The sequence below is a fragment of the Lichenicoccus sp. genome (assembly GCF_965277665.1).
Lineage (GTDB): Bacteria > Pseudomonadota > Alphaproteobacteria > Acetobacterales > Acetobacteraceae > Lichenicoccus.
This window is the reverse complement of the sequence record NZ_OZ255835.1, coordinates 2,105,446-2,130,314: the sequence shown is the minus strand read 5'-3', so window position 1 is coordinate 2,130,314 and position 24,869 is coordinate 2,105,446. Positions and strand designations below refer to the sequence as shown.

Sequence of the window (24,869 nt, the reverse complement as noted above, 5' to 3'; positions counted from 1 at the left end):
GGCCAGCGCCGCTTCACCCGGGCGGGTGAAGCAGGAAATCTTTCCGAGTCGTATCGAAGGGTGCCATGCCGGATCCTGCCCCGCTGCTCGACGTCTTGTACGAGGCGGCTTTGCTACCCGAGAAATGGCCCGCAGCGCTCGCCGCCATCGCACAGGCAGGAGGTGCCGATCGCGGCCTGCTGTTCGCGGCTAGTCCCGGTTTCTCCGGTTGGCACGCGACGTCGCAGTTCGAAGCCACGGCCCGGCGTTTCTTCGAGGAGGACTGGCTCACCCGCAACACGCGCACGCCGATCCTGCTTGCGCGCCAGCAGCCGGGTTTCTTGCGGGACTGCGACGTCTTTACCGACACGGAATTGTCGGCCGACCCGATGCAGCGCGAACTGCTGGTGCCGGAGGGGGCAGGGCGGGAGGTTGCGACGTCGATCGTGCTCGGCACCGGCGAGACCATCGTAGTCAGCCTGCACCGGCCGCTCGGTCGCGGAGCGTTTGCGCCTGCAGAGGTGGAGATGCTGGATGCGCTTCGTCCGCATATCCTGCGCGCGGCCTCCGTGGCGGCCCGGCTGCGGCTGGAGCGTGCACATGTCGCAGCAGGGCTGCTGCAAACGATCGGGATGCCGGCGGCGGTGCTCGGACCCGGTGCTGGTGTGCTGGCAACGAATGAACTGGTGGAGTCCTGCCCGCATCTGCGGGCAGCGGCGTTCTCAAGGTTGCGCCTGCAGCGGCCGGCCGATCAGCGCTGGCTCGTGGATATCCTGGCACGCATTGAACGAAACGGCCCGCTGCCTCCGGCGGCGAAGCTGAGCCTGCTGCTTGGAGCAGCCGGCCAGGCGCCGGATTCGGTGCTCCATGTTGTTCCGCTCCGTGGCGAGGCCCGCGACCTCATGGCCCCGGCGATCGCGCTCGTGGTCGTCACCGCGCTCAGGCCGCGCCGTGCGCCATCCTGTGACATGCTCACGGCCCTGTTCAGCCTCACGGCCTCGGAGGCGAAAGTGGCGCGCGCCCTGATGAACCTGTCACTCGATCAGGTCGCAGCGGCGTCGAACCTCTCCCGGGAGACGGTTCGCACCCAGCTCAAGGCCGTGCTGCACAAGACCGGGACCAGGCGGCAGAGCGAGCTGCTGATGCTGCTGTCCGGCCTGGTCGAGGTCAGCCCGCCGATCTCCGGTAGAGACTGCGGCAGACCGGCCGGCCGCCGCTGACCGGCGGCCGGAGCAGCCTTGCCTTCAGGAGCGGCAGGTCCCAATTCTGCACCCATGTCCAGTGCCGCCGCCCAGAAGAAGGCCCGCCGGGCCGAAGCCGATGCCCGCCCGCGCCAGGGCGACCAGTTCGTGCCCGAGAAGCAGGCCGCCAAGGCGCGCACGCGCACCCTCAAGGTGGTCTCGCCGTACGAGCCGGCCGGCGACCAGCCGACCGCGATCGGCGAATTGATCGCAGGCCTTAAGGCTGGCGAGCGCGACCAGGTACTGCTCGGCGTCACCGGCTCGGGCAAGACCTTCACCATGGCCAAGGTGATCGAGGCGGTGCAGCGGCCGACCCTCATCCTGGCGCCGAACAAGACGCTGGCCGCACAGCTCTATGGCGAGATGAAGCAGTTCTTCCCGGACAACGCGGTCGAGTATTTCGTCAGCTACTACGACTACTACCAGCCCGAGGCCTATGTGCCGCGCTCGGACACCTACATAGAAAAAGACAGCCAGATCAACGAGCAGATCGACCGCATGCGGCATGCGGCGACCCAAGCCTTGCTTGAGAGAAACGACGTCATCATCGTGGCCTCGGTCTCCTGCATCTACGGCATCGGCTCGGTCGAGACCTATTCGCGCATGGTGGTGCGGCTCGAGGTCGGCGGCGCGATCGATCGCGACACCATGATACGCGCCCTCGTCGAGCAGCAGTACCGCCGCAACGATAGCGCCTTCCAGCGCGGCGCCTTCCGGGTGCGCGGCGAGACCATCGACGTCTTTCCGGTGCAGAACGAGGACCGCGCCTGGCGGGTGGCACTGTTCGGCGACGAGATCGAGAGCCTGACCGAGTTCGATCCGTTGACCGGCGAGAAGACCGCCGACCTGCAGGAAGTCAACATCTATGCCAACAGCCACTACGTGACCCCGCGCCCGACGCTGAACCAGGCCACCATCTCGATCAAGCAGGAGCTGCGCGAGCGGCTCGTCGAGTTCACAGCCGGGGGCAAGCTGCTGGAAGCCGAGCGGCTGCAGCAGCGCACCACCTTCGACCTCGAGATGATCGAGACCACCGGCGTCTGCAAGGGCATCGAGAACTACTCGCGCTACCTGTCCGGACGGCTGCCCGGCGAGCCGCCGCCGACTTTGTTCGAGTACCTGCCCGAGGACGCGCTGCTGGTGGTCGACGAGAGCCACGTCACCGTGCCGCAGATCGGCGGCATGGAGCGCGGCGACAATGCGCGCAAGTCGATCCTGTCGGAGTTCGGCTTCCGGCTGCCCTCCTGCCTCGACAACCGGCCGCTGCGCTTCGACGAGTGGGAGCGGTTCCGGCCGCAGACGGTGTTCGTGAGTGCCACACCCGGGCCGTGGGAGATGGACCGCACCGGGGGGGTATTCGCCGAGCAGGTGATACGCCCGACCGGGCTGGTCGATCCGGTGACCGAGATCCGGCCCGTGGAGCACCAGGTCGACGACCTGCTGGCCGAGTGCCGCATCGTGGTCGGGCAGGGCGGCCGCATCCTGGTCACCACGCTGACCAAGCGCATGGCGGAGGACCTCACCGACTACATGACCGAGGCCGGCATCAAGGTCCGCTACCTGCACTCGGACGTGGACACGCTGGAGCGCATCGAGATCATCCGCGACCTGCGGCTCGGGGTGTTCGATGTGCTGATCGGCATCAACCTGCTGCGCGAGGGCCTCGACATCCCGGAATGCATGCTGGTTGCCATCCTGGACGCCGACAAGGAGGGCTTCCTGCGCAGCCGCACCTCGCTGGTGCAGACGATTGGGCGTGCTGCTCGTAATGTGGATGGAAGGGTGCTGCTGTATGCCGACAAGATGACAGACAGCCTGCGCTTCGCCATCGAGGAGACCACCCGCCGGCGCGACAAGCAGACCGCCTGGAACGTGGCGAACGGCATCACCGCGCAATCGGTGCGCACGCATATCGGCGACGCGATGCGCTCGGTGTTCGAGCAGGACTACGTGACGGTGGCGCCGGTGAAGGATGCCGGCACCATGGAGCTGGTCGGGCGCGACCTGCGCTCCTCGATCGTGGAGCTGGAGAAGCGCATGCGTGCGGCCGCCGCCGACCTGGAATTCGAGACCGCCGGCCGGCTGCGCGACGAGATCAAGCGGCTGGAGGCGCTCGACCTCGGGCTGGAGCCGCCGCCTCTGGCAACAGACCGCCGTGGACCGGATCAGAAGGGCCGGGGGCGCGTCGACCAGAATGGGCGCGGGAGCAAAAATCGCGCGCCGGAGCCGTTCGGGCCGGGCGGTGGCGGCTACGATCCGGACAAGCGGCGCGGACGCCGCAGGGGTTGATGAAGGGGGGCCGCGGATGATCGAGCTCGGCCACGGCGCCTCGGTCCTGCGCCTGCTGCCCGAACTGGGCGCCGCGGTGGCGAGCTGGCAGCGCGACGGGCTGGACATCCTGCACCCGGTGTCCGACCCCAACCTGATCGCCCAGCACGAGAGATCGGTCGCGGCCTATCCGCTGCTGCCGTTCTCCAACCGGGTCGGCTACGGGCGGTTCAGCTTTGACGGCGAGCACTTCCAGCTGGCGCCGAACTTCGGCGGCGAGCCGCACACCATCCACGGCAATGGCTGGGAGCGCGAATGGACCGTCGCCGAGCAGCGCGATGCGCTGGTCACACTGACCCTGGAGCATACCGGGCCCGCCGCGCAGTGGCCGTTCCACTACGCCGCGGCGATCACCTATGTGCTGGAGGCCGATCGCCTGCTGGTCACGCTGCGCTACGAGAACATCGACACGCGGGCGCAGCCGGTCGGGCTCGGCTTGCATCCGTTCTTTCCGCGCGACGCGGATGTCGAGCTGGGGTTTAGCGCGACCGGGGTGTGGCAGGCGGGGCCGGACGCGCTGCCCGAGGCGCTGCTCGCGGTCGCGGGCGACTGGCGGTTCGACCCGATCCGGGCGGTGGCGGACGCCAACCTGGACAACTGCTACGCGGGCTGGGGCCACGCGGCGGTGCTGCGCTGGCCGTCGCGCCGGCAGGGCTTGCGCATCGTCGGATCGGCGCCGTTCGGACATCTGGTGGTGTTCACCCCGCCCGGGCGCGGCTATCTCGCGGTCGAGCCGGCCAGCAACATGACGGATGCGGTCAACCGGATGCAGATCGCCGATACCGGTCTGGTAGTGCTCGATCCGGGTGCGGTGCTGGAAGCCTCGGTGAGCCTGGAGCTGTTCGGGCTTTGACGGGCACCTCGGCGCCGGAGCAAGACGCGGACGAAGACGACGCGCCGGCGGCCCCCGGCCTCGCCCGCTACATCACGCCGGCGGGTCTCGCCCGGATGCAGGTCGAGCTGAACCACCTGATGCGCGACGAGCGGCCGCGGATCGTCGAGATCGTGTCCTGGGCGGCGGGCAACGGCGACCGCTCCGAGAACGGCGACTATCTCTACGGCAAGAAGCGGCTGCGCGAGATCGACCGACGCGCGCGGTTCCTCGGCAAGCGGATCGACCGCGCCCAGCCGGTCGATCCGGCCGCGCAGACTCGGCGCGACCAGGTGTTCTTCGGCGCCACAGTCACCACCATGAACGAGGCCGGCGAGGAGCGCACGGTGACCATCCTCGGTGTGGACGAGGCCGACATGGTGGCCGGCGAGGTCAGCCTGGCCTCGCCACTGGCACGCGCGCTGATGCAGAAGCGGGTCGGCGACGAGGTGCGCATGGACACGCCGCGCGGTGCAGTCCTGGTCGAGGTGACGGCGATACGCTACCCGGTTCGTTGATGCAGGGCCGCCGTTGGAGGCCCACTTGTGAGGACATCCATGCCCGAGCCGAGACCGAGCCGCCCTTTGCGGGTTGCCGTGCAGATGGACCCGATCGAGGGGGTGGCGATCCACGCGGACTCGACGTTCGCGATGATGCTCGAGGCGCAGGCGCGCGGGCATGCCCTGTGGGTGTACCAGGTGCAGCATATGAGCCTGCGCGAAGGCCGCGGCGACCCGGGGGCGCCCCGCCTGCACCGGCTGACCGCGCGGGCGCGCACGGTGCAGGTGGAACGCACCGTTGGCGCCCATGCCCGGCTCGGCGAGGCGGCGGTGCTGGACCTCGCTTCGATGGACGTGGTGCTGATGCGCCAGGACCCGCCGTTCGACATGGCCTACATCACCGCCACCCACATGCTGGAGCACATCCACCCGCACACCCTGGTGGTGAATGACCCGGCGGCCGTGCGTGACGCGCCCGAGAAGCTGCTGGTCACGCATTTTCCCGAGCTGATGCCGCCGACCCTGGTGAGCTGGGATGTGCAGGCGATCCGCGCCTTCCGCGCCGAGCATCGCGACATCATCATCAAGCCGCTGTTCGGCAATGGGGGCGCCGGCGTGTTCCGCATCCGCGACGGCGACGAGAATTTTTCGTCGTTGCTGGAGATGGTCTTCGCCACGTCGCGGGAGCCGCTGATGGTGCAGCGCTACGAGCCCGCGGTGCGCGCCGGCGACAAGCGCATCATCCTGATCGACGGCCATCCGGTCGGCGCGATCAACCGGGTGCCGGCCGAGGGCGAGGCACGCTCTAACATGCATGTCGGCGGGGTCGCGCAAAGGGTGTCGCTGACCGCGCGCGACCACGCGATCTGCCGGCGGATCGGGCCGCACCTGGCCGCCCGCGGCCTGATCTTCGTGGGCATCGACGTGATCGGCGACTGGCTGACCGAGATCAACGTGACCTCGCCGACCGGCCTGCAGGAGATCGACCGGTTCGACGGCATCAACAGCGCCGGGCTGCTGTGGGACTGCATCGAGGAGCGGCTTGCCGCACGGCGCGCTGCCGGCGGCGAGGCCGGACCGGAGACTATCTCCGCCCCTTCCTGAAGAGCAATCGAAGCCGGGCGACCGCCGGCTCGTACGGCACGCGGTTATCGACCCAGGCAATGATCATGGAGCGGAAATAGACCACGAGGTGCGCGCCCCAGAACAGGACGGTGAGCAGCACCAGGCAGAGGGTCAGCCTCGACATGTCGGCGTGAGCCATGATGCTTGAGAAACCATACCGCGTTTGTCACGCCCGGGGCAAACCCGGACATCTGTTCTGGCGCTTTTGCCCAGGCAGCCGCACCGCACGGTCCACAGGCTGCCCCTTGAACGCGAAGCGCGGTCAGGGCAGAGAGAGCATCCGATGAGCCACGCCATTCAAGATCAGCCACGTGGCCCGGACGGTCCCGTGCCGCGCTCCGCCCTCGATGCGGAGGCGGTCAAGGCGGCCTACCGTCGTTGGGCCGGTGTGTATGATTCCGTGTTCGGGGGAATTTCCGCCTTCGGCCGCCGCCGGGCGGTGGCCGCAGTCAATGCGCTGCCGGGAGAGCGCGTGCTCGAGGTCGGGGTCGGCACCGGCCTGGCGCTGCCGCGCTACCAGGGCGGCAAGCGGATCACCGGGATCGATCTGTCCGGCGACATGCTCGACCGGGCCCGGATGCGGGTGGCGCGCCAGCAGCTCGACCATGTCGACGCGCTGCTGGAGATGGACGCGGAGGAGACCCAGTTCGCCGACGACAGCTTCGACATCGCGGTGGCGATGTTCGTGGCCTCCGTGGTGCCGAACCCGCGCCGGCTGTATGCCGAGCTGCGCCGGGTGGTGCGTCCGGGCGGCCATATCCTGTTCGTGAACCACTTCCTGGCCGATGGCGGCGTCCGGCTGGCGATCGAGCGCGGCATGGCGCACGCCTCGCGGTCGCTGGGGTGGCACCCGGATTTTGCCATCGAGAGCCTGCTGCCGCCGGCCGACCGGCTGCGGGCGCGCATCGAGCCGGTGCCGCCGGGCGGCCTGTTCACGCTGGTGACGCTGGCCAACGGCGAACCGCTCCCGGGCTGAGCCAGCCCGCATGCTTGATTACCCGGTCCGCGTCGGATAACTCCTGCTCGGTGTTGCACGAAGTGAGGACAAGGATGCGTCGCCCGCGCGGGGATCGGTCTGCCGCCCGGCGGGGCGCGCTGACCCTGGCGGCGATGGTCGCCTGCCTCGCACGTCCGGCCGCGGCCCAGGTGCCGCATCCGTGGCAGATGGGCCTGCAGGCGCCGCACAGCGCGGTGCAGGCCGAGATGCAGTCGCTGAACACCTTCGTGCTCTGGATCATCATCGCGATCGCGAGCTTCGTCGCCGGCCTGCTGCTCTATGTGATCGTGCGCTTCAACCACAAGCGCAACCCGGTGCCGAGCCGGACCAGCCACAACACCATCATCGAGATCCTCTGGACCACTGTGCCGGTGCTGATCCTGATCGTGATCGCGATCCCGTCCTTCCGGCTGGTGTATTTCCAGGACCGGGCGACGAAGCCGGACATGACCATCAAGGTGACCGCGCACCAGTGGTACTGGGAATACACCTACCCGGACCAGAACGGCCTCGACTTCCAGAGCTACATGATCCCCGAGAAGCAGCTCAAACCGGAGCAGCGCGCGCTGCGCCAGCTCGCGGTCGACAACCCGCTGGTGGTGCCGGTGGGCAAGAGCGTGCGGGTGCTGCTGACCAGCGGCGACGTGCTGCACAGCTTCTTCATCCCGTCGCTCGGTGTGCAGCGCTACGCGATCCCCGGCCGGATGATCGAGACCTGGTTCGACGTGGACAAGCCGGGCGACTATTACGGCGAGTGCAACCAGATCTGCGGCATCAACCACAGCGCGATGTCGATCGAGGTGCATGCGGTCAGTGAAGCCGACTACGCGCAGTGGCTGAAGGACGCCAAGACCCGATTCAGCACGAACGTCCCGACGCGGCCAGACCGGGTGCGGTTGGCCGCTTCACGATAACGCGGGCTGCTGTTTCCGGCCGGTTGTCACTATACATCGAGTGAGGCGCCACGGGCGCAGGAGGCCAGGGATGTCGGTTACCACGCATGACGGGCATCAGCCGGCGCCCGGCTCCGAAAGTGTGGCCTTCGAACAGGGCCACGCCGCCGGGCACGGCCATGCCGACCACAGCCACACCCCGAGCAGCTTCTTCGTGCGTTGGTTCTGCTCGACCAACCACAAGGATATCGGGACCATGTACATCATCCTGGCGATCGTCGCCGGGATCGTGGGCGGCTCGCTGTCGATGATCATGCGCGCCCAGCTGATGCATCCCGGCTCGCATATCGTGCCGAACGGCCAGGTCTGGAATGCGATCGTGACCCAGCACGGGCTGATCATGATCTTCTTCTCGGTGATGCCGGCGCTGATCGGCGGTTTCGGCAACTGGTTCATCCCGCTGATGATCGGGGCACCCGACATGGCCTTCCCGCGCCTGAACAACATGTCGCTCTGGATGGCGGTCGCCGGCTTCTTCATGACGATGATGGGGCTGCTCTGGGGCAACGGCTCCGGCTCCGGCTGGACGCTGTACCCGCCGCTGTCGAACGGCACCTACCAGTCCGGCCCGGCGATGGACTTCACCCTGTTCTCGCTGCACCTGTCGGGCATCTCGTCGCTGCTCGGCGCGATCAACTTCATCACCACCATCTTCAACATGCGCGCCCCGGGCATGACGCTGCACAAGATGCCGCTGTTCGTGTGGGCGCAGCTGGTCACCGCCTTCCTGCTGCTGCTGGCGATCCCGGTGCTGGCCGGCGCGATCACCATGCTGATCTGCGACCGCAATTTCGGCACCGCCTTCTTCGACCCGCAGGGCGGCGGCGACCCGGTGCTGTTCCAGCACCTGTTCTGGTTCTTCGGCCATCCCGAGGTTTACATCATGATCCTGCCGGGCTTCGGGATCATCAGCCATGTGGTCTCGACCTTCTCCCGCAAGCCGATCTTCGGCTATCTCGGCATGGTCTATGCGATGATCGCCATCGGCGTGGTCGGCTTCGTGGTGTGGGCGCACCACATGTTCATCTCCGGCATCTCGGTCGACAGCCGGGCCTACTTCATGGCGGCGACCCTGGTGATCGCGGTGCCGACCGGCATCAAGGTGTTCTCCTGGATCGCGACCATGTGGGGCGGCTCGATCGAGTTCAAGACGCCGATGCTGTGGGCGGTGGGTTTCATCTTCCTGTTCACCGTCGGCGGCGTCACCGGCGTGGTGCTGGCCAATGCCTCGCTCGACCAGTACCTGCACAACACCTACTACGTGATCGCGCACTTCCACTATGTGCTGTCGCTCGGCGCGGTGTTCTCGATGTTCGCCGGCTTCTACTACTGGATCGGCAAGATGACCGGGCGCGAATACCCGGAGACACTGGGAAAAATTCATTTCTGGATGACCTTCATCGGCGTCAACCTGACCTTCTTTCCGCAGCATTTCCTCGGCGCGGCCGGCATGCCGCGGCGCTATCCGGACTATCCGGACGCCTTTGCCGGCTGGAACTATGTCTCCTCGGTCGGCGCCTTCATCTCGGGCGCGTCGGTGCTGGTGTTCCTGCTGGTGATCGCCATCACCTTCAGCCGCAAGCCGACGCTCGGCGCCAACTACTGGGGCGAGGGTGCCACGACACTGGAATGGTCCGTGCCGTCGCCGGCGCCGCATCATACCTTCGAAACCCTACCCCGCCTCCGCTGAGACCGCTTGATAATGCTACGACGGCGGTCATCCGAGGCGTCCGTCTGCGCTTCCGGTGCTCACGGCCCCACTGTCAAGAACGGGGCGGCCGCTCCGCTCCGGTGCTCGACAGCCGCCCCGGGCGGCGCCAAAAGGGGCGCCTCTGACTCGCCGTAGCGCATTCTCAAGCGGTCTCTGCAACGAACGTAGGTCATGAACAGCATCGTATCCGGGCCGCCTGAGGCCGAATTTACCCTGCCGGGGACCTCGGGCGCCGAGGCTCGCGACTGGCTCAATCTGCTCAAGCCGCGCGTGGTGTCGCTGGTGGTGTTCACCGGGGCGGCCGGGCTGTTCATCGCACCGGGGCGTATCCATCCGTTCGTCGCCTTCATCGCCATCCTGTGCATCGCGGTGGCAGCCGGGGCGGCGGGTGCGATCAACATGTGGTACGACCGCGACATCGATGCGCTGATGCGCCGGACCTCGCGGCGGCCGATCGTCAGCGGCCGGATCCAGCCGGCCGATGCGCTCGGGTTCGGCATCTTGCTGTCGGCGGCCTCGGTGGTGCTGATGTGGCTGGCGACCAACATCGTCGCCGCCGTGCTGCTGGCGGGCTCGATCGCCTTCTACGTCTTCATCTATACGATGTGGCTGAAGCGCTCGACGCCGCAGAACATCGTCATCGGCGGGGCGGCGGGCGCGTTCCCGCCGATCATCGGCTGGGCCGCGGTGACCGGCCATGTCGGCGTCATGCCGCTGGTGCTGTTCGCCATCGTGTTCCTGTGGACGCCGCCGCATTTCTGGGCGCTGTCGCTCTATGCCTGCAAGGACTACGCCCGCGCCGGGGTGCCGATGCTGCCGGTGACGCACGGGGCTTCGCATACAAGGCGCCAGATCCTGCTCTATACCGTGTTGCTGTCGGCGGCGACGCTGCTGCCGGTGGCGCTGGGCCTGACCGGGCCGGTCTATGCGGTGGCCGCCGGCCTGCTCGACCTGGGCTTCCTGGTGTTCTCCTGGCGGGTGCTGCGCGACCGCCAGGACGCCGCCGGCGTCAGCCTGACCAGCGACAAGCCGGCCCGCCAGGCGTTCCGCTACTCGCTGGCCTATCTCGCGGCGCTGTTCCTGGCCGTGATGATCGACCATCTGGTCGGCTGAGGGTGGCCAACCCGCCGGGCGATCCCGACTTCCCGCCGCCGATGCCGCCGGCCGAGGCGCGCGAGTTCGTCCGCCGGCGACGTGGCCGCAACATCGCGTTGCTGGTGGCGCTGGTGGCGTTGTGCCTGATCTTCTACGGTCTCTCGATGGTCAAGCTGGCCGCGGCGCATTAGCGGGAGATGACGGCACCATGAGCACCGAGACCCACGCCCTGCCCGCCGGCGAGGATGGCGCCGTCCGCCCGTACTACGTGCCGCCGCCGAGCCCCTGGCCGCTATTCGGCGCCTTCGGCGGCGCGATCACGCTGGCCGGCATCGTCATCGCGGCGCATTTCGGCCAGTACTGGCTGCTGGCGCTCGGCTTCCTGATGGTCGGCACGGTGATGGTGTTCTGGTGGCGCACGGTGATCGCCGAAAGCGTCGGCGGCAAGTTGCTGACCCCGGTGACGCGGCTGGGCCTGCGCTACGGCATGACCCTGTTCATCTCGTCCGAGGTCATGCTGTTCGTCGCCTTCTTCTGGACCTTCTTCAACTTCGCGATCTTCCCGGAGAACGTGTCAGGCGCCAATGCGCCGCTCTGGCCGCCGCTCGGCGTGCATACCTTCAACCCGTTCAGCCTGCCGATCATGAACACCATGATCCTGCTGCTATCCGGCTTCACCATCACCTGGGCGCATCACAGCCTGATCGACGGCGAAAAGAAGGGCCTGGTCGCGGGCCTCGGCCTGACGGTGATCCTCGGCATGCTGTTCACCTGCTGCCAGGCGATGGAATATTCCGAGGCGCCTTTCCATTTCAGCGGCGGTGGCGTGTATCCGGCGATCTTCTTCATCGCCACCGGCTTCCACGGCGCGCACGTGATCATCGGCACCTGCTTCCTGATCGTGTGCTTCTTCCGGGCGCGCGCCAACCAGTTCAACCCGGTGCGGCATTTCGGCTTCGAGGCCGCCGCCTGGTACTGGCACTTCGTCGACGTGGTCTGGCTGTTCCTGTTCGTCTGCATCTACTGGTGGGGAGCCGGCCCCGCGGTACACGAGTAGGAGACTGTCTCTGAGCGTCGGGTCGTTGCGCCGGCTGCTGGTCCCGTTCGTTTGCACCCTGCTGCTGGTGGCGCTGACGACGTCGCTGGGGATCTGGCAGGTGCATCGCCTCGCCTGGAAGCAGGGCCTGCTGGCACAGATCGACGTCGCCGAGCGCGCGCCGCCGGTGCCGCTGCCGCGAGGTCCGACGCCGTTCCAGAAGATCGTCGTCTCCGGCAATCTCGATGGCAGCCGCGCCGTCGCTTATGCCGACGACGTACGCGACGACGCCCAGGACAATGCGGTGATGGGCACGCACCTGGTCGAGCCCCTGCTGCGGGCCGGGCAGCCGCCGATGCTGGTCGATCTCGGCTGGGAGCCCTACCCGCCGAAGCCGCGGGCCGGCCCGACGACCATCACCGGCTTCATACGCCCGGCGGAGCGCCCGACCTGGCTGTCCGCGACAGACGATCCCGGCCACCGGCGCTTCTACACGCTGGACCCGGCGGCAATCGCCCGGGCGCTTCGCCTGCCCGCGCCCGCGCCCTACACGCTGGTCGCACTCGGGCCGGCCGCCGTGCCGGATCCGCAGCGCTCGCTGCCGCGGCCGCCCAACGACCACCTGCAATACGCCATCACCTGGTTCAGCCTGTCGCTGGTAGGCATCGTAATGTTCGGCGTCTGGGCACTGCGTGCTCTGGCCGTCTGACGCAGCCCCTCAGCGGCCTTGCTGGATGGCTGAGAGCAACCACGGGCCACCACGCTGGCGCGCGAAGGTCCAGAACTCGTTGGCGGCAATGCGCTCGTTCGGGCTGCCATCGACGACCCGTCCGGTCATGTCCGTGGTGACGTCGATCATCGAGTAGCGCATGGCCACGGTGGCATAGTCCTGCCCGCCTTCGCTCCATGCCTCCGAGAGGTCGCCGCGATCGAGCCGCACGTCGGACACCGCGTTGCGGGTGCCGCGCCCGGCATAGTCCTGCAGCTGCTGGTTGAAGTAGGTGACCATTTCCGGGGTCGCGAGACGCTGCAGGCCGTTGAGGTCGGAACGGGTCCAGGCCGCCTGGATGTTGCGCAACGTCTGCTCGAACTGCTGGTAGTCGGACTGCGCGATGGCCAGCGGCGGCGCATTGGCACCGAACCCTGCCGCCTGCGGCGCGGCGCCATAGCCGGTGCGGGGCAGAACCCCGGGCGCGGTGCCGGTCGCGCCGGCCATGCTGCGCGCGCTGGCGCCGGTGAAGCGGCGCAGCAGCCAGCGCACCACGAAGAAGATCAGCGCCAGTTGCAGCAGCAGCCCGAGGAAGCCGCCGCCGCCCATGCCGCCGCCAAAGAAGCCGTGCCCGAGCAGCAGGCCGCCGAGGCCGGCGCCGATGAAGCCGCCGAGCAGGCCGGCGGCCAGCGGGTGCCCACGTCCGGCAAAGCCACCGCCCAGCGGCGAGCCATAGCCGTTCGGGCGCGGCGTCATGCTCTGGCCGAATGGCGAGGCACCGCCCGGCAGCACCTGCGTCGGCGCCGGCCCCGTGTAGGTGCGGCTGCCGCGGCTGCCGAACGACATGCCGCCGCCCGGCCGCGCATCGGCGGCGATCGAGGCGAAGCCGAGGCTGCCGAGCAACAGCAGCGCCGCGAGGGCGCGGGAGATACGGGACCAGGAGCGGGGCTGCGTGGTGTTCATGATGCTTCCAGATGGTGCCGGGGCAACCCAGCGGCAACGGGCGGTTCGCTGCGCCACGTATCGCATGTGAGCGACGCGCCACACGAATGGAAGCACGTCTCCGGCTTTTCGTTCGGCGGATATCCAAATATGTTCTTGTGGATATACGAATAGGCGATGGCGCCATGCCTCTCTACATCAAGGGCGACGCGACGGCCCGGTTGGTCGCTGAGTTGGCGAGCAGGCGAGGCGTCACCAAGCAGGCGGCCGCCCGGATGGCGGTCGAGGCCGAGCTGCGGCGGGAGGCGGAGGTGGTGTCGCTGGCGCAGCGTCTCGCGGCTTGGCGGCAGGCGCATCCGCTTCCGCCGGCGATCGGCGAGACGGCGGACAAGGCCTTCTTCGACGACCTGTCCGGGGGGCTGTGATGATCTTCGCCGATGCCTCCGCCCTGATCGCCATGGCTGGAATCGTGTTTCCTCATGAACAATTTCATCCGTAGTTCTGCCTCATGGACATCGATAGGCGAACAGTCACCTTCGGCAGCATGGCGACGACGGCCGCTCTCTTCGCCGGGCGGGCGAACGCGGTCCCAGTCAGGAGCGAGACGATGTATGGACTGATCAGCCAGTTGATGGCGAAGCCGGAGCAGCGGGATGAACTCGTGCAGACCCTCGCCGCGGCGACGAAAGACATGCCGGGCTGCGTCAGCTACGTCATCGCCCTGGATGCATCACGAGACGACGCCGTTTGGATCACCGAGGTTTGGAAGGACAGCGAGAGCCACGCCGCGTCTCTCAAGCTGCCTGCGGTTCAAGAGGCCATGATCAAAGGACGCCCCCTGATCACCGGCATGGGATCAAGGGTAACGACCCATCCCGTCGCCGGCGTCTGACAAAGCGGGTCTGGGGCCGCCCGCCCCAGCGGGTCAAGGGCAGCGCCCTTGCCTTCTCAGCAGCCTGCCAAAGTAAGTTTGGCCGACGAACTCCGCTCTCGCCGGGAGGACGCGGCAACGACTCACGCCCCCGCCACCGTCATCCCGTCGATCCTGATCGTCGGCGCGTCGGTGCCGCGCCGGAAGTTCAGGTCGTTGGCGGGGGTCATATCGGCCAGCATCGGCAGCAGGTTGCCGGCCACGGTGATCTCGGCCACCGGTTCGGCGAGCGCGCCGTTTCGTATCATGAAGCCCGTGGCACCCCGGCTGTAGTCGCCGGTGATGCCGCTGACCGCGGAGCCCATCATCTCGGTGATGTAGAGGCCTTCGGTGATGTCGGCCATCAGCTCGGGCGGCGTCAGCGCGCCCGGCGACAGGCTGAGATTGGTGGTCGACGGGCCGGGCGGCGAGGAGGGGCCGCGTGCCGCATGGCCGTTGGTGGCGAGGCCGAGTTGCCGCGCGCTGCGGCCGTCGAGCACCCAGCTCTGCAGGATGCCGTCCTCGACCAGCACCAGGGCGCTGGTTGTCACACCCTCGCCGTCGAACGGCCGCGAGCGCAGGCCCCGGCGGCGGCGCGGGTCGTCGGTCACGTGCAGGCCCTCGCGCAGGATGCGGCTGCCCATGCGGTCCTTCAGGAACGAGGTGCCGCGCGCCACCGCGCTCCCGTTGATCGCACCGGCGAGGTGGCCGAGCAGGCTGCCGGACACGCGCGGGTCGTACAGCACCGGCATCTGCCCGGTTTTTGGCTTGGTCGGGTGCATCCGGGCCACCGCGCGCTCGCCGGCGCTGTGGCCAATCACCGCCGGGTCGTCGAGGTCTGCGAGAAAGACCACGCCATGATAGTCGTAGTCGCGCTGCATGTCGGTGCCGGCGCCGGCCAGCACGCTCGCCGAGATCGCGTGGCTGGTGCGGGCGTAGCGGCCGGAAAAGCCGCGCGACGTGACCAGCACGATTTCGGTGCGGCCGAAGCTGGCGGATGCGCCCAGCGAATTGGCGACGCCGGGCACCGCCAGCGCCGCCGCCTCCGCGGTCCCGGCGCGCGCCACCAGGGCGGCGACGTCCGGGCGGGCCGGGTCCTCGAGCTCGAGGCCGGCGGCGTCGAAGATCCCGGGGACGGACGCGTCGCACAGGCCGGCCCAGCGATCCTCCGGCACCACGCGGGCCATCGCGATCGCCTGCTCGGCCAGCGCCTCGAAGCGGGTCGGATCGAGGCTGGTGGCCGAGACGATGGCGCTGCGGCTGCCCACGAAGGCGCGCAGCCCGACATCGCTGCTCTCGGAGCGCTCCAGCTCCTCGGCCTTGCCCTGCCGCACCTGCACGCCGAGGGCGACGCTGCGGATCAGCACCGCATCGGCGGCATCGGCGCCGGCGGCGGTGGCGAGTGCGACCAGCCGCTCGATCAGGCCTTCGCCGCCCCCGTCGCTGCCCTGGCTCGTGGTGCTGGCACTCATGCCGCGAGCTTGTCCGCGATGGCGCCCAGGGTCGGGATGTGCGTGCCCGGGCCGATCGAGGCCAGCGTGGGCGTGCCGCGGAACAGGCGGGCGGCGGCGCGCTGCACGTCCTCGATGCCGACCGCGTTCAGCCTGGCCACCGTTTCCTCGGTCGGGATCAGCCGGCCGAAGATCTGCAGCTGGCGCGCAAGCTGCTCGCAGCGGCTGCCGGTGCTTTCCAGCGACATCAGCAGGCTGGACTTCACCTGCGCGCGGGCGCGGTCGAGCTCGTCCTGGCGGATCGCGTGCTGCACCTTGTGCAGCTCCTCGATGGTGACCGGCAGCAGCTCGCGCGCCTCGTCCTCGCCGGTGCCGGCATAGATCCCGAACAGGCCGCCATCGAGGAACGGCGAGTTGAAGGAATAGACCGAATAGACCAGGCCGCGCTTCTCGCGGATCTCCTGGAACAGCCGCGACGACATGCCGCCGCCGAGCAGGGTGGCGAGCAGCAGCACCGGATAGTAGTCGGCGTGCCCGTAGCCGACCGAGGGAAAGCCGAGCACCACATGCACCTGGTCGAGCTCGCGCTGCTCGCGGAACTCACCGCCGTGGTAGGCGCCGGGCTGCAACGCCTCGGGGGTGCTGGTGGCGAGGCCGGCGAAATGCCGCTCTGCGAGGGCCACCACCTGCTCGTGGTGCAGGTTGCCGGCGGCGGCGACCACGACATTGCCGGTGCTGTAGTGCTGGCGCATGTAGCCGGTCAGCGAGCTGCGCTGCATGGTCCGGATCAGGCTGTCGGTGCCGAGCGTCGGGCGGCCCATCGGCTGGCCGGGGAAGGCCGCTTCCTGGAAATGGTCGAAGATGATGTCGTCGGGCGTGTCGTTGGCCTGGCCGATCTCCTGGAGGATCACGCCGCGCTCGCGCTCCATCTCCTCGGGTGCGAAGCTGCTGTTGGTCAGGATGTCGCCGATGATGTCGGCTCCCAGCGCCAGGTCCTCCTTGAGCAGCTTGACGTAGTAGGCGGTCTGCTCGCGCGCGGTGTAGGCGTTGATATGGCCGCCGACATTCTCGATCTCCTCGGCGATCTGCGCCGCCGTCCGACTGCCCGTGCCCTTGAAGGCCATGTGCTCGAGGAAGTGCGAGACGCCGTTTTCCTCCGCCGCCTCGTTGCGGGTGCCGCTCGCGACATAGGCGCCGAACGAGACGGTCTCCACACGGTCCATGCGCTCGCTGACGACGAGCAGGCCGGAGGGCAGGCGGGTGACGTTGATGAGGTCGTTCATAGGGTTCCTAGAGAGGCGCGGATCGGCAGGGTGGGTCAGGCGGCGTTCTTGAACAGGGCGGCGCGCACCGCGGCCTCGACGGCATCGAGCCGGTTCGGCACGCGGCGGTAGCGTTCCTCACGCTCATACAGGTCCGCAAGGTGCGCCGGCAAAGCCGGAATGCGGCCGGTGGCGAGCCGGACGGCATCGGGGAACTTGGCCGGGTGGGCGGTGCCCATGGCGATGGTGGGGATGCCGGCCACAGCAAAGCGGCGGCCGGCCTCGATGCCGATGATGCTGTGCGGGTCGGCGAGGTAGCCGGCCTCGGCGTGCAGGCGGCGGATGGCGGTGCTGGTGGCGTCGTCGTCCAGGCTCAGGCCGCGGAACAGTCCGTTGGCGGCGCGCCAGGCCGGCTCAGGCACCGCCATGCGGCCGCTGGCGCGAAAGCCGGTCATGATCCGCGCGCAGGCTTCCGCATCGCGGCCCTGCAGTTCGAACAGCAGGCGTTCGAAGTTCGAGCTGACCTGGATGTCCATCGAGGGCGACAGGCTCGGCATGACCGCGCGCATGCTCATGTCGTTGGCCCCGAGGAAGCGCGCCAGGATGTCGTTGCGGTTCGAGCCGATGGCGAGGTGGCGCACCGGCAGGCCCATGCGGCGCGCCGCCCAGGCCGCCAGCACGTTGCCGAAATTTCCCGTAGGCACCGCGAAGCAGACCTCGCGGTCCGGCGCGCCGAGGGCGAGTGCTGCGGCGACATAGTACGGGATCTGGGCGGCGATACGCGCCCAGTTGATCGAGTTCACCGCCGAGAGCTGCATCTCGCTCCGGAACGGCGCGTCGGCGAACATCGCCTTCACCAGGTCCTGGCAGTCGTCGAAGCTGCCATCGACGGCAAGGTTGTCGATATTCGGCGCCAGCACCGTGGTCATCTGCCGGCGCTGCACCTCGCTGGTGCGGCCCTCGGGATGCAGGATCACCACGTGCAGGCGGTCGCGGCCACGGCAGGCCTCGATGGCGGCCGAGCCGGTATCGCCCGAAGTGGCGCCGACGATGGTGATCCGGGCGTCGTCGCGTTCCAGCACGTGGTCGAACAGCCGCCCCAGCAACTGCATCGCCATGTCCTTGAAGGCGAGCGTCGGGCCGTGGAACAGCTCCTGGACGAACAGGTCGTCGCCCAGCTGCACCAGCGGCACGATGGCGGGATGGTTGAAGCCGGCATAGGCCTCGCGGCACAGGCGATGCAGCGTGTCGGCGTCGATCGAACCCGCGGTGAACGGGGCGAGGATGCGCGCGGCGAGATCCGGGTAGGGCAGCCCACGCAACGCGCGCCAGTCATCCGGCTGCAGGGTCGGCCACGCTTGCGGCACGTACAGCCCGCCATCCTCGGCGAGGCCGGCCAGCAGCACGCCCGCGAAGTCGCGAACCGGTGCCTGGCCGCGGGTGGAGATGTAGCGCATCGTGTCGGTCATACCGTGTCACACATAGCGTTGCGGCCTGCCAAAGCGAAGGGCGCCACGCGAAGGGCGCCGAGCGAAGGGCACCCAGCCCCGGGGGCTAGCGATGGGGTGCTGCCTGCGCCGCTGGCAGCGGCCGCGCGAACAGCTGCACCGGATACTGGATCTGCGAATGGCCGTGATGGAACAAGGCGGCGCGGTCGAGTTGCGGCACCGGCAGCGTCAGCACGCCGTCGCGCAGGACGGGTGCCGCCGCCCAGTGCAGGCGCCGATCGTGGAGGATGGTGGTTAGCGCCCGGTGCGCATCGAGGGCCAGCACGCTGTCGTTCTCGACATCCTCCAGATAGAGCGTGCCGTCCGGACCGATCGCGGTGCCGCCGAGCGCCGGGGTATCGTACCAGAACTGCACCCCGGCCGCGACCGCCTGCGGCGTCGCCTTGGGGTCGTCGAGGAGTGCGGTCGGGATGCGGTAGAGCGGCCCGCAGAGCGGCTGGTAGTACAGGAAGGCCCCGTCCGGCGTCACCTCGAGGGCGCCTGCATGGATCATCGCCGGCTTGTTGTCCGGGCCCTTGAGGATCTCGCCGTCGACCAGGATCGGGCGCGGCGCCGTGGTGGAGGGATCGTGGTCGAGCAGGCGGCGGGCGCTGCCGGTGGCGAGGTCGAGCACGATCAGGCCGGGCGAGCCGGCGTCGGTGATGTAGGCGAGGGAGCCGTGGAAGCGCACGTCGCCGATCATGCTCTTCGGCTCGAGCACGTCGGGCGGCAGCACATAGACGCGGGTGACCGTGTTGCGGGCGGGGTCCATGCGGACCAGCTTGGTCGCCCCCGGCAGCGCCTGCTTGCCGAAGCCCGGGGCGCCGGTATCGACCGCCCACAGGCTGTTGTCCGGAGCCAGATGCACCGCATTCAGCCCGACGAAGGCCTGCGCCGGGTCCGCCTTCCCGGTGCTGCTCCATTCGTTCCAGGTGCCCCCCGGGTAGGCTGCGAGGCTGTTGTCACGGCCGAGCACCGCCAGCGACGGCCCCGGCGAGCCGGTGGTGCGCGGGAACTCGACGAAGACGCGGCCATCGGGTGCGATCGCGACACCGTTCCAGGCCAGCTGGTCGCTGCTGCCGACCAGTGTCAGCGGGTCGGTCGCCGGCGCGGCTGCCTGGGCTGCGGGATGCACCGCCTGGTCTGGCTGCGCCGTCTCACCCGGCTTTGCGGGTGAGGTCGAGGGCGGCGGCTGGGCGGCGGGAGCGGCGCGGGCTGCGGCCGGGACGACGGCAAGTGCGGCGCCAAGCGAGAGCCGGGTCGCGAGCGAGACGACCTCATGCAAGCGTGACAGGCGGCGCGCGAAGCCCGCAGAACCAGGCAGCCGGACGCGCTTTATCAGCCTCATAGGCAATATGATCCACATGGAGCAGAGGGGGCCGTGGCAAAGCTGGTCTTGATCGCAGGCATGTTGGTCACGTTCGCCTTTGGCACCGTCATCATCACCGAGGACGGTGCCCCTGTCCCCGCGATCATGAGCTTCGCCGCGAACTGACCTCCGGGTCGCGATCAGGCGGCGGCAAGATAGCGCCGCCGCAGGTGGCGCTGATAGATCGACGCCGACAACGGCGCTCCTGTGGCGCTTGCGACGATGACCGCGTCGCCGACCGAACTGCCCCGTTCGTGAACATGCATACGCAGCCAGCTGAGCAGCGGCGCGAAATCACCCCTTGCCAGACCGGGCACGATGTCCGGCTGCGCCCGGCACGCCGCGTCGAACAGCTGCGCCGCGGTGATCGCGCCGAGTGTATAGGTCGGGAAGTAGCCCCACAGTCCGGCCGGCCAGTGGATGTCCTGCAGGCAGCCGCGGCGGTCGTCCGGCACGGTGATGCCGAGCAGCTCGCGTATCCCGGCGTTGAAGGCCTCCGGCAGATCGGCCAGGGCGAGCTCGCCGCCGATCAGCGCGGTCTCCAGCCGGGTGCGCACCAGGACATGCGCCGGGTAGGTCACCTCGTCCGCATCGACGCGTATGCAGCCGGGGGACACCCGCGTCAGCCGGCGATGCAGGTTGTCGGCCTGCCAGGCCGGGCCGTCGGTGCCGAAGGCCTCGCGCAGCAGGGGGGCCAAGAACCCGGCGAAGGCGCGCGACCGGCAGGCCTGCATCTCGATCAGCAGCGACTGGCTCTCGTGCATGGTCATGCCCCGGGCGCGGCCCACAGGCTGCGCCAGCCACTCGCGCGGCCGGCCCTGTTCGTAGAGCGCATGCCCGGTCTCGTGCAGCACGCCCATCAGGCTGCCGGCGAAATCGGCCGCCTCGTAGCGCGTGGTGATGCGCACGTCGTCGGTGGCGCCGCCGCAGAACGGATGCGTGCTGGTATCGAGCCGGCCGCGCTCGCTGTCGAAGCCCAGCGCACGCATCAGGCGCCCGGCGAGGGCGAACTGCCGCTCGACCGGGAACGGGCCGTCCAACGGCAACACGGCCGGTTGCCCGGCCTGGTATTCGAGCGCCTCGCCGAGCAGCGCGGGCAGGCCGGCGCGCAGGTCGGCGAACACCGGATCGATCAGCGCCATCCGGTTGCCAGGGTCGTACAGGTCGAGCAGGGCGTCATAGGGGGCGAGGCTCAGAGCGTCGCCCTTGGCCTGTGCGACTTCGCGCTGGCGCAGCAGCACTTCGCTGAGCAGCGGCAGCAATCCCCTGAAGTCGCTGCGGGCGCGGGCCTCGCGCCAGGCCCGCTCGCAGGCGGAGTTCGCGCGCGAGGCCGCGTCCACCAGATCCGCCGGCACCGCGGCGGCGTGCGCGTGCAGACGCCGCATCTCGCCGAGGTTGGCGTGCTGCCACGCATTGAGGCCGCCATCCGCGTCCGCACCGGCAGCAGCGTCCTGCAGCATGTCCGGCATGTCCGGCGCGGTGATCAGCTCGTGCGCGATGACCGAGAGGGTCGCCACCTGTCCCGCGCGCTGGCTTGCGGCGCCGGCCGGCATGATGGTGTCGTTGTCCCAATTCAGGATGCCGAGCGCACCCTCGACATCGCTGATCCGGGCGAAGCGCTGCTCCAGTGTCCGGTAGGCCTGCATCCTGTCCGCCTTCGCCGTTCTCTCGTGCAGGAGCCATAACAGGAGCCGCGGTGCAGCGGAAAGGGAGCGGGCTTGGCGGAGATTGTTCAAGGCGATCATCGGCGCCGGCGGGAGGCCGACCGGCTGGCGGCGCAGGCGATGCGGCTGCACCGCGCCGATCCGGCGGGGGCGCGGCTGGATGCGGCCGAGCGGCTGTGGCAGGCGGCGCTGGCGCTGGTGCCGTCGCATTCGGCCAGCCTGCACGGGCTTGGCTGCGCGGCCCAGGCGCGTGGGCGGCCGGACATCGCCATCGGGCTGATCGGGCAGGCGGTCGCCGCCGAGCCGGAACAGGCCGAATACGCCATCTCGCTCGGGCTCGCGCTGCTGCAGCAGGGCCACGGCGAGGCGGCACGCGCGGCGCTGCAGGTCGCCTGCCTGCTTGCCCCGCGCGACCCGCGCGCGTCCAGGGCGCTGGCACAGGCGCAGCGCCGCCTCGGCCAGATGACAGAAGCCGAGGGCAGCCTGCGCCACGCCATCGCGCTCGATCCCCAGGATGCCGCCGGCTGGCTGTCGCTGGGCGGCGTGCTGCAGGCCGAGGGGCGGCTGGCCGAGGCGGCCGAGGCCTTCCGGGAGGCGACGCTGCGATCGCCGCGCGATCCGCTGGGTTGGCACGCGCTGGCGGCGGCCTTGGGCCAGGCGGGCGATGTCGACGGCGCCGAGCGGGCGTTCCGGCAGGTGTCGGTGCTGCTGCCCGACGATGCCGCGGCGCAGGCCAATCTCGCCACCGCGCTGTGGGCCCAGGATCGCCTCGAGCAGGCGCGGCCGCTGTTCCGCGCCGCACTGGACCAGGCCCCGGACGAGCCGGCGACGCTCAGCGGACTCGGGCTGGTGCTGCTCGGACTGGGCGAGACCGACGAGGCCGAGGCGATGCTGTCACGCGCGTCCGTGTTGGCGCCCGAGGCGAGCGCGGTAGCGATCAACCACGGCACCGCGCTGGCGGCCCTGGAGCGACGCGCCGAGGCCGAGGCGGTGTTCAGGGCGGTGCTGGCCCGCGAGCCCGGAAATGTCTCGGCCCGCTTCAACCACGCGACCACGCTGCTCGCTCGCGGCGCGCTGGCGCAGGGCTGGGCCGGCTTCGAGGCGCGCCGGCAGCTCGGGCCGGCAATCGCCCGTCCGGACCGGCTGCCCGAGTGGGACGGCAGCGCGGGATCGGGACAGGTGCTGATCCGCGCCGAGCAGGGCCTCGGCGATACCATCCAGTTCTTGCGCTGGGTGCCGCTGGCGGCCCGGCGCGTGCCGCTCCGGCTGGAACTTCCCGCCGCGATGCTGCGGCTCGCACGATTGTCCGGCTTCGACCGGGCTGCTCCGGACGGGCCGGCCGACATCGAGCTGCGCGCGGCTAGCGAGCCGGCCCTCGGATGCGTCGCCGAAGCCGGCCTGATGAGCCTGCCGCATTTCCTGCGCCATCCGGTGCCACCGGTCCTGCGCCTGGCCGCCGACCCGGTGCTGGCCGCCGGCTGGCGCGAGCGCCTCGGCGGCTCGCCTCACTCCACGCTGGTCGGCCTGTGCTGGGCCGGCTCGGCGTCCTATCGCTTCGACCGCCAGCGCTCGATGCCGCTCGCCGCCCTGGCGCCGCTCGGCAGCGTGCCCGGACTGCGCCTGGTGTCGCTGCAGGCGGGCGACGCCGCCCTGCAGCCCGATCCGCCCGGGCTGGCAATGGCGCGTCCGGCGCTGGACGGCGACTGGGCTCAGACCGCCGCCCTGGTGGTGGCGCTCGACCTGCTGATCAGCGTGGACACCGCGGTGGCACATCTCGCCGGCGCCCTGGGCACGCCGGTCTGGCTGCTCGATCGTTTCGGTGGCGATTGGCGTTGGGGCGCTGGTTTCGCGCATGGCGCACGCTGGTATCCGAGCCTGCGCCGGTTCGGCCAGGAGCATTGGTCGCCGCGGGCGCAGGCCTGGGACGCGCTGGTGCTGCGGGTCCGCGACGCACTGCAGAGCGAGTTTGCGTAGGGACGGTGCAGGAATTTGCAGGCGATGGCGCGGATCGCGCTGGCCCGCACGCCGACCGGGCGATGCCGCGACGGCTGCTTTCCGGACCAAGCCTGTGGCGCATTGCAGTTGAGACATCGTAGGCAGAACTCGTGGTGCTCGGAGTAAGCCGATGGCCGGTAATCTTCCTCGCTATGGAGTTGCATCGACCTACAGCGATTGGTTCGTCGATCGAGAAGTAGCGGACTCGACGCCGATGCGTGTAGATCGTTACACTCATAAGGGTTTTCCAGCAGCGCTTTTAGAGCAGCATCCGATCAATTGGAATCGCTTCGCGATCCCAAGTGCCGGATAAAGCTGCTCTCTCAAACGACAAGCTGAGCCTGATCGATCGGATCAGGCTCTAGGTGAACACCGAGGCGCAGTGCATTTCGGCACAAAGCTTCTGATAACCTACAGGGGCCGTAGCGTCGTCGTCATCGTGAACGATGTTGGAAAAGGCAAAGAGGGACAGGATCGCGTTCTCGATCTGAGCCGTGCTGCAATGGCATACTTGATCGGCCGCAAGTTGGATCAAGTCTTGGAAACAAATGCCAGCCTCATCAACCTGGACACGATCTCGGTGGTCAATGGGGTCACGCCTGTTGGACCTGTGGGCGCGAGATGATCAGGCTCCCTGCGATCCTGCTCGCGATCCTGCATCTGAACGCGGGCGTCGCATTCGCAGCTGATCAATCCGATTCAGATCTTGGCAACGTCAGAGCCGCGGTCTTGAAGACGGTGGCTGCCGGAGCGCTGACGCTGCAGATTCTGCCTGCAGGTGGGGATGACAACGACCTGCTCTGGGGCGCCTGGGACGGCTTTGCGGGCAACACATGGACCGTTCATGTGATCTTGCTGCACCGAAGGGAGGACGCTGTCACCACGGCAAGCCCGGTGCTGCAGGAAGGCGGCCGGTCGCCTCTGCTGGAAATTCTGCCCGGATGGAGGTTCGGACCCCGACCAGCCCTCCTTGTGCGGTATCAGCTTGGTGCAGCCGACAGCCGCGCAGAGATCTACGGAGTTGGTGCCAATGACACGGCTACCCGCCTGGACATACTGGAAGGCGCTCTGATTGAAGGCTTTCAAAGTGGCGGCAAGGAGATGCTGCGGGTCTATGAAACCGCCGATCTCCATGGCGTACCGAAATGCTTCGGTTGGAATGCACATCGGAACAAGCTGTCGCGACAAGCCTGCGACCGGCACTGACGGTCAATCGAGCCGCATTTCCGGGGTCATCGCCCGGC

24 protein-coding genes are annotated in these 24,869 nt (G+C 68.9%); 17 read left to right on the top strand and 7 right to left on the bottom strand.

The genetic code is table 11. The features are described from left to right. Window positions 1-65: 65 nt before the first annotated feature. The 5 genes from ACQY4O_RS09715 to gshB are packed head-to-tail and all read left to right on the top strand — an operon-like array spanning window position 66 to window position 6,023. Window positions 66-1,199 (top strand): helix-turn-helix transcriptional regulator, encoded by a 1,134-nt coding sequence (locus ACQY4O_RS09715; RefSeq protein WP_428376124.1) that lies wholly within the window; start codon window positions 66-68, stop codon window positions 1,197-1,199. A 54-nt stretch (window positions 1,200-1,253) separates the two neighbouring features. Continuing rightward, a complete protein-coding gene (gene uvrB, locus ACQY4O_RS09710) occupies window positions 1,254-3,509 on the top strand; it encodes an excinuclease ABC subunit UvrB (RefSeq protein ID WP_428376122.1) in 2,256 nt (751 codons plus the stop codon). Window positions 3,510-3,525: 16 nt separating this feature from the next. Next, complete coding sequence (locus tag ACQY4O_RS09705; protein ID WP_428376120.1) at window positions 3,526-4,401, top strand: aldose 1-epimerase; 876 nt, start codon at window positions 3,526-3,528, stop codon at window positions 4,399-4,401. Next, window positions 4,398-4,937: a transcription elongation factor GreB gene (gene greB, locus ACQY4O_RS09700; protein ID WP_428376118.1), complete on the top strand. Its 540-nt coding sequence runs from the start codon at window positions 4,398-4,400 to the stop codon at window positions 4,935-4,937. The genes ACQY4O_RS09705 and greB overlap by 4 nt, the downstream gene beginning before the upstream one ends. Window positions 4,938-4,976: 39 nt before the next feature. After that, window positions 4,977-6,023, top strand: a complete 1,047-nt coding sequence (gene gshB, locus ACQY4O_RS09695) for a glutathione synthase (RefSeq protein WP_428376116.1) — start codon at window positions 4,977-4,979, stop codon at window positions 6,021-6,023. On the opposite strand, the gene ACQY4O_RS09690 is transcribed toward gshB, so the two are convergent. Beyond that, window positions 6,004-6,168 carry a hypothetical protein gene (locus ACQY4O_RS09690; RefSeq protein ID WP_428376114.1) on the bottom strand — a complete coding sequence of 55 codons (165 nt, stop codon included), beginning with the start codon at window positions 6,166-6,168 and terminating at the stop codon, window positions 6,004-6,006. The genes gshB and ACQY4O_RS09690 overlap by 20 nt on opposite strands. A 159-nt stretch (window positions 6,169-6,327) precedes the next feature. On the opposite strand from ACQY4O_RS09690, the gene ACQY4O_RS09685 reads away from it, so the two are divergent. The 7 genes from ACQY4O_RS09685 to ACQY4O_RS09655 all read left to right on the top strand — a co-directional run bounded on the left by ACQY4O_RS09685 (window position 6,328) and on the right by ACQY4O_RS09655 (window position 12,545). Then, entirely contained in the window at window positions 6,328-7,020 is a 693-nt protein-coding gene (locus tag ACQY4O_RS09685) for a class I SAM-dependent methyltransferase (RefSeq protein ID WP_428376112.1), read from the top strand. Between the two features lie 74 nt (window positions 7,021-7,094). After that, entirely contained in the window at window positions 7,095-7,955 is an 861-nt protein-coding gene (coxB, locus tag ACQY4O_RS09680) for a cytochrome c oxidase subunit II (RefSeq protein WP_428376111.1), read from the top strand. A 70-nt stretch (window positions 7,956-8,025) separates the two neighbouring features. Then, window positions 8,026-9,684, top strand: a complete 1,659-nt coding sequence (gene ctaD, locus ACQY4O_RS09675) for a cytochrome c oxidase subunit I (protein ID WP_428376109.1) — start codon at window positions 8,026-8,028, stop codon at window positions 9,682-9,684. A 192-nt stretch (window positions 9,685-9,876) separates the two neighbouring features. Next, window positions 9,877-10,818 (top strand): heme o synthase, encoded by a 942-nt coding sequence (locus tag ACQY4O_RS09670; protein ID WP_428376107.1) that lies wholly within the window; start codon window positions 9,877-9,879, stop codon window positions 10,816-10,818. 2 nt (window positions 10,819-10,820) lie between these two features. After that, window positions 10,821-10,991 (top strand): hypothetical protein, encoded by a 171-nt coding sequence (locus tag ACQY4O_RS09665; protein WP_428376106.1) that lies wholly within the window; start codon window positions 10,821-10,823, stop codon window positions 10,989-10,991. Between the two features lie 17 nt (window positions 10,992-11,008). After that, the gene (locus tag ACQY4O_RS09660) at window positions 11,009-11,857 is read left to right on the top strand and encodes a cytochrome c oxidase subunit 3 (RefSeq protein WP_428376105.1); all 849 of its coding nucleotides are present in this window, start codon (window positions 11,009-11,011) and stop codon (window positions 11,855-11,857) included. A 25-nt stretch (window positions 11,858-11,882) separates the two neighbouring features. Further along, window positions 11,883-12,545: an SURF1 family protein gene (locus ACQY4O_RS09655; protein WP_428376104.1), complete on the top strand. Its 663-nt coding sequence runs from the start codon at window positions 11,883-11,885 to the stop codon at window positions 12,543-12,545. Between the two features lie 9 nt (window positions 12,546-12,554). Here the strand turns inward: ACQY4O_RS09655 and ACQY4O_RS09650 are convergent, their stop codons facing one another. Further along, window positions 12,555-13,508 (bottom strand): Tim44 domain-containing protein, encoded by a 954-nt coding sequence (locus ACQY4O_RS09650; protein ID WP_428376103.1) that lies wholly within the window; start codon window positions 13,506-13,508, stop codon window positions 12,555-12,557. 164 nt (window positions 13,509-13,672) lie between these two features. Between ACQY4O_RS09650 and ACQY4O_RS09645 the strand changes: the two genes are divergently transcribed. Together ACQY4O_RS09645 and ACQY4O_RS09640 are read left to right on the top strand one after the other, a co-directional pair. Further along, window positions 13,673-13,912 carry a type II toxin-antitoxin system VapB family antitoxin gene (locus tag ACQY4O_RS09645; RefSeq protein WP_428376102.1) on the top strand — a complete coding sequence of 80 codons (240 nt, stop codon included), beginning with the start codon at window positions 13,673-13,675 and terminating at the stop codon, window positions 13,910-13,912. A 182-nt stretch (window positions 13,913-14,094) separates the two neighbouring features. Next, entirely contained in the window at window positions 14,095-14,379 is a 285-nt protein-coding gene (locus tag ACQY4O_RS09640) for a putative quinol monooxygenase (RefSeq protein ID WP_428376101.1), read from the top strand. A 122-nt stretch (window positions 14,380-14,501) separates the two neighbouring features. Here the strand turns inward: ACQY4O_RS09640 and ACQY4O_RS09635 are convergent, their stop codons facing one another. From ACQY4O_RS09635 to ACQY4O_RS09615, 5 genes are all read right to left on the bottom strand, one after another. Continuing rightward, window positions 14,502-15,869 carry a TldD/PmbA family protein gene (locus tag ACQY4O_RS09635; RefSeq protein ID WP_428376100.1) on the bottom strand — a complete coding sequence of 456 codons (1,368 nt, stop codon included), beginning with the start codon at window positions 15,867-15,869 and terminating at the stop codon, window positions 14,502-14,504. After that, the gene (locus ACQY4O_RS09630) at window positions 15,866-17,131 is read right to left on the bottom strand and encodes a M16 family metallopeptidase (protein WP_428376098.1); all 1,266 of its coding nucleotides are present in this window, start codon (window positions 17,129-17,131) and stop codon (window positions 15,866-15,868) included. The genes ACQY4O_RS09635 and ACQY4O_RS09630 overlap by 4 nt, the downstream gene beginning before the upstream one ends. Before the next feature lie 35 nt (window positions 17,132-17,166). Beyond that, window positions 17,167-18,567, bottom strand: coding sequence for a threonine synthase (thrC, locus tag ACQY4O_RS09625; RefSeq protein ID WP_428378159.1), 1,401 nt, complete (start codon window positions 18,565-18,567; stop codon window positions 17,167-17,169). 97 nt (window positions 18,568-18,664) lie between these two features. Beyond that, on the bottom strand, window positions 18,665-19,945 hold the full coding sequence (locus ACQY4O_RS09620) for an L-dopachrome tautomerase-related protein (protein ID WP_428376096.1): 1,281 nt from the start codon (window positions 19,943-19,945) through the stop codon (window positions 18,665-18,667). Between the two features lie 161 nt (window positions 19,946-20,106). Then, entirely contained in the window at window positions 20,107-21,612 is a 1,506-nt protein-coding gene (locus tag ACQY4O_RS09615; RefSeq protein WP_428376095.1) for a carboxypeptidase M32, read from the bottom strand. A 72-nt stretch (window positions 21,613-21,684) separates the two neighbouring features. On the opposite strand from ACQY4O_RS09615, the gene ACQY4O_RS09610 reads away from it, so the two are divergent. From ACQY4O_RS09610 to ACQY4O_RS09600, 3 genes are all read left to right on the top strand, one after another. After that, window positions 21,685-23,604, top strand: a complete 1,920-nt coding sequence (locus ACQY4O_RS09610) for a tetratricopeptide repeat protein (protein WP_428376093.1) — start codon at window positions 21,685-21,687, stop codon at window positions 23,602-23,604. Window positions 23,605-24,064: 460 nt separating this feature from the next. Then, window positions 24,065-24,250, top strand: a complete 186-nt coding sequence (locus tag ACQY4O_RS09605; protein WP_428376091.1) for a hypothetical protein — start codon at window positions 24,065-24,067, stop codon at window positions 24,248-24,250. Next, window positions 24,247-24,831, top strand: coding sequence for a hypothetical protein (locus tag ACQY4O_RS09600; RefSeq protein WP_428376089.1), 585 nt, complete (start codon window positions 24,247-24,249; stop codon window positions 24,829-24,831). Before ACQY4O_RS09605 ends, ACQY4O_RS09600 begins: the two co-directional genes overlap by 4 nt. The last annotated feature ends 38 nt before the right edge of the window (window positions 24,832-24,869 follow it).

Bases quoted from the DNA above. Each gene is read 5' to 3' on its own strand.
- ACQY4O_RS09715 (WP_428376124.1), top strand. From the start codon at position 66: ATGCCGGATCCTGCCCCGCTGCTCGACGTCTTGTACGAGGCGGCTTTG.
- uvrB (WP_428376122.1), top strand. From the start codon at position 1,254: ATGTCCAGTGCCGCCGCCCAGAAGAAGGCCCGCCGGGCCGAAGCCGAT.
- ACQY4O_RS09705 (WP_428376120.1), top strand. From the start codon at position 3,526: ATGATCGAGCTCGGCCACGGCGCCTCGGTCCTGCGCCTGCTGCCCGAA.
- gshB (WP_428376116.1), top strand. From the start codon at position 4,977: ATGCCCGAGCCGAGACCGAGCCGCCCTTTGCGGGTTGCCGTGCAGATG.
- ACQY4O_RS09690 (WP_428376114.1), bottom strand. From the start codon at position 6,168: ATGTCGAGGCTGACCCTCTGCCTGGTGCTGCTCACCGTCCTGTTCTGG.
- ACQY4O_RS09685 (WP_428376112.1), top strand. From the start codon at position 6,328: ATGAGCCACGCCATTCAAGATCAGCCACGTGGCCCGGACGGTCCCGTG.
- coxB (WP_428376111.1), top strand. From the start codon at position 7,095: ATGCGTCGCCCGCGCGGGGATCGGTCTGCCGCCCGGCGGGGCGCGCTG.
- ctaD (WP_428376109.1), top strand. From the start codon at position 8,026: ATGTCGGTTACCACGCATGACGGGCATCAGCCGGCGCCCGGCTCCGAA.
- ACQY4O_RS09670 (WP_428376107.1), top strand. From the start codon at position 9,877: ATGAACAGCATCGTATCCGGGCCGCCTGAGGCCGAATTTACCCTGCCG.
- ACQY4O_RS09660 (WP_428376105.1), top strand. From the start codon at position 11,009: ATGAGCACCGAGACCCACGCCCTGCCCGCCGGCGAGGATGGCGCCGTC.
- ACQY4O_RS09650 (WP_428376103.1), bottom strand. From the start codon at position 13,508: ATGAACACCACGCAGCCCCGCTCCTGGTCCCGTATCTCCCGCGCCCTC.
- ACQY4O_RS09645 (WP_428376102.1), top strand. From the start codon at position 13,673: ATGCCTCTCTACATCAAGGGCGACGCGACGGCCCGGTTGGTCGCTGAG.
- ACQY4O_RS09640 (WP_428376101.1), top strand. From the start codon at position 14,095: ATGTATGGACTGATCAGCCAGTTGATGGCGAAGCCGGAGCAGCGGGAT.
- ACQY4O_RS09635 (WP_428376100.1), bottom strand. From the start codon at position 15,869: ATGAGTGCCAGCACCACGAGCCAGGGCAGCGACGGGGGCGGCGAAGGC.
- ACQY4O_RS09630 (WP_428376098.1), bottom strand. From the start codon at position 17,131: ATGAACGACCTCATCAACGTCACCCGCCTGCCCTCCGGCCTGCTCGTC.
- thrC (WP_428378159.1), bottom strand. From the start codon at position 18,567: ATGCGCTACATCTCCACCCGCGGCCAGGCACCGGTTCGCGACTTCGCG.
- ACQY4O_RS09620 (WP_428376096.1), bottom strand. From the start codon at position 19,945: ATGAGGCTGATAAAGCGCGTCCGGCTGCCTGGTTCTGCGGGCTTCGCG.
- ACQY4O_RS09615 (WP_428376095.1), bottom strand. From the start codon at position 21,612: ATGCAGGCCTACCGGACACTGGAGCAGCGCTTCGCCCGGATCAGCGAT.
- ACQY4O_RS09600 (WP_428376089.1), top strand. From the start codon at position 24,247: ATGATCAGGCTCCCTGCGATCCTGCTCGCGATCCTGCATCTGAACGCG.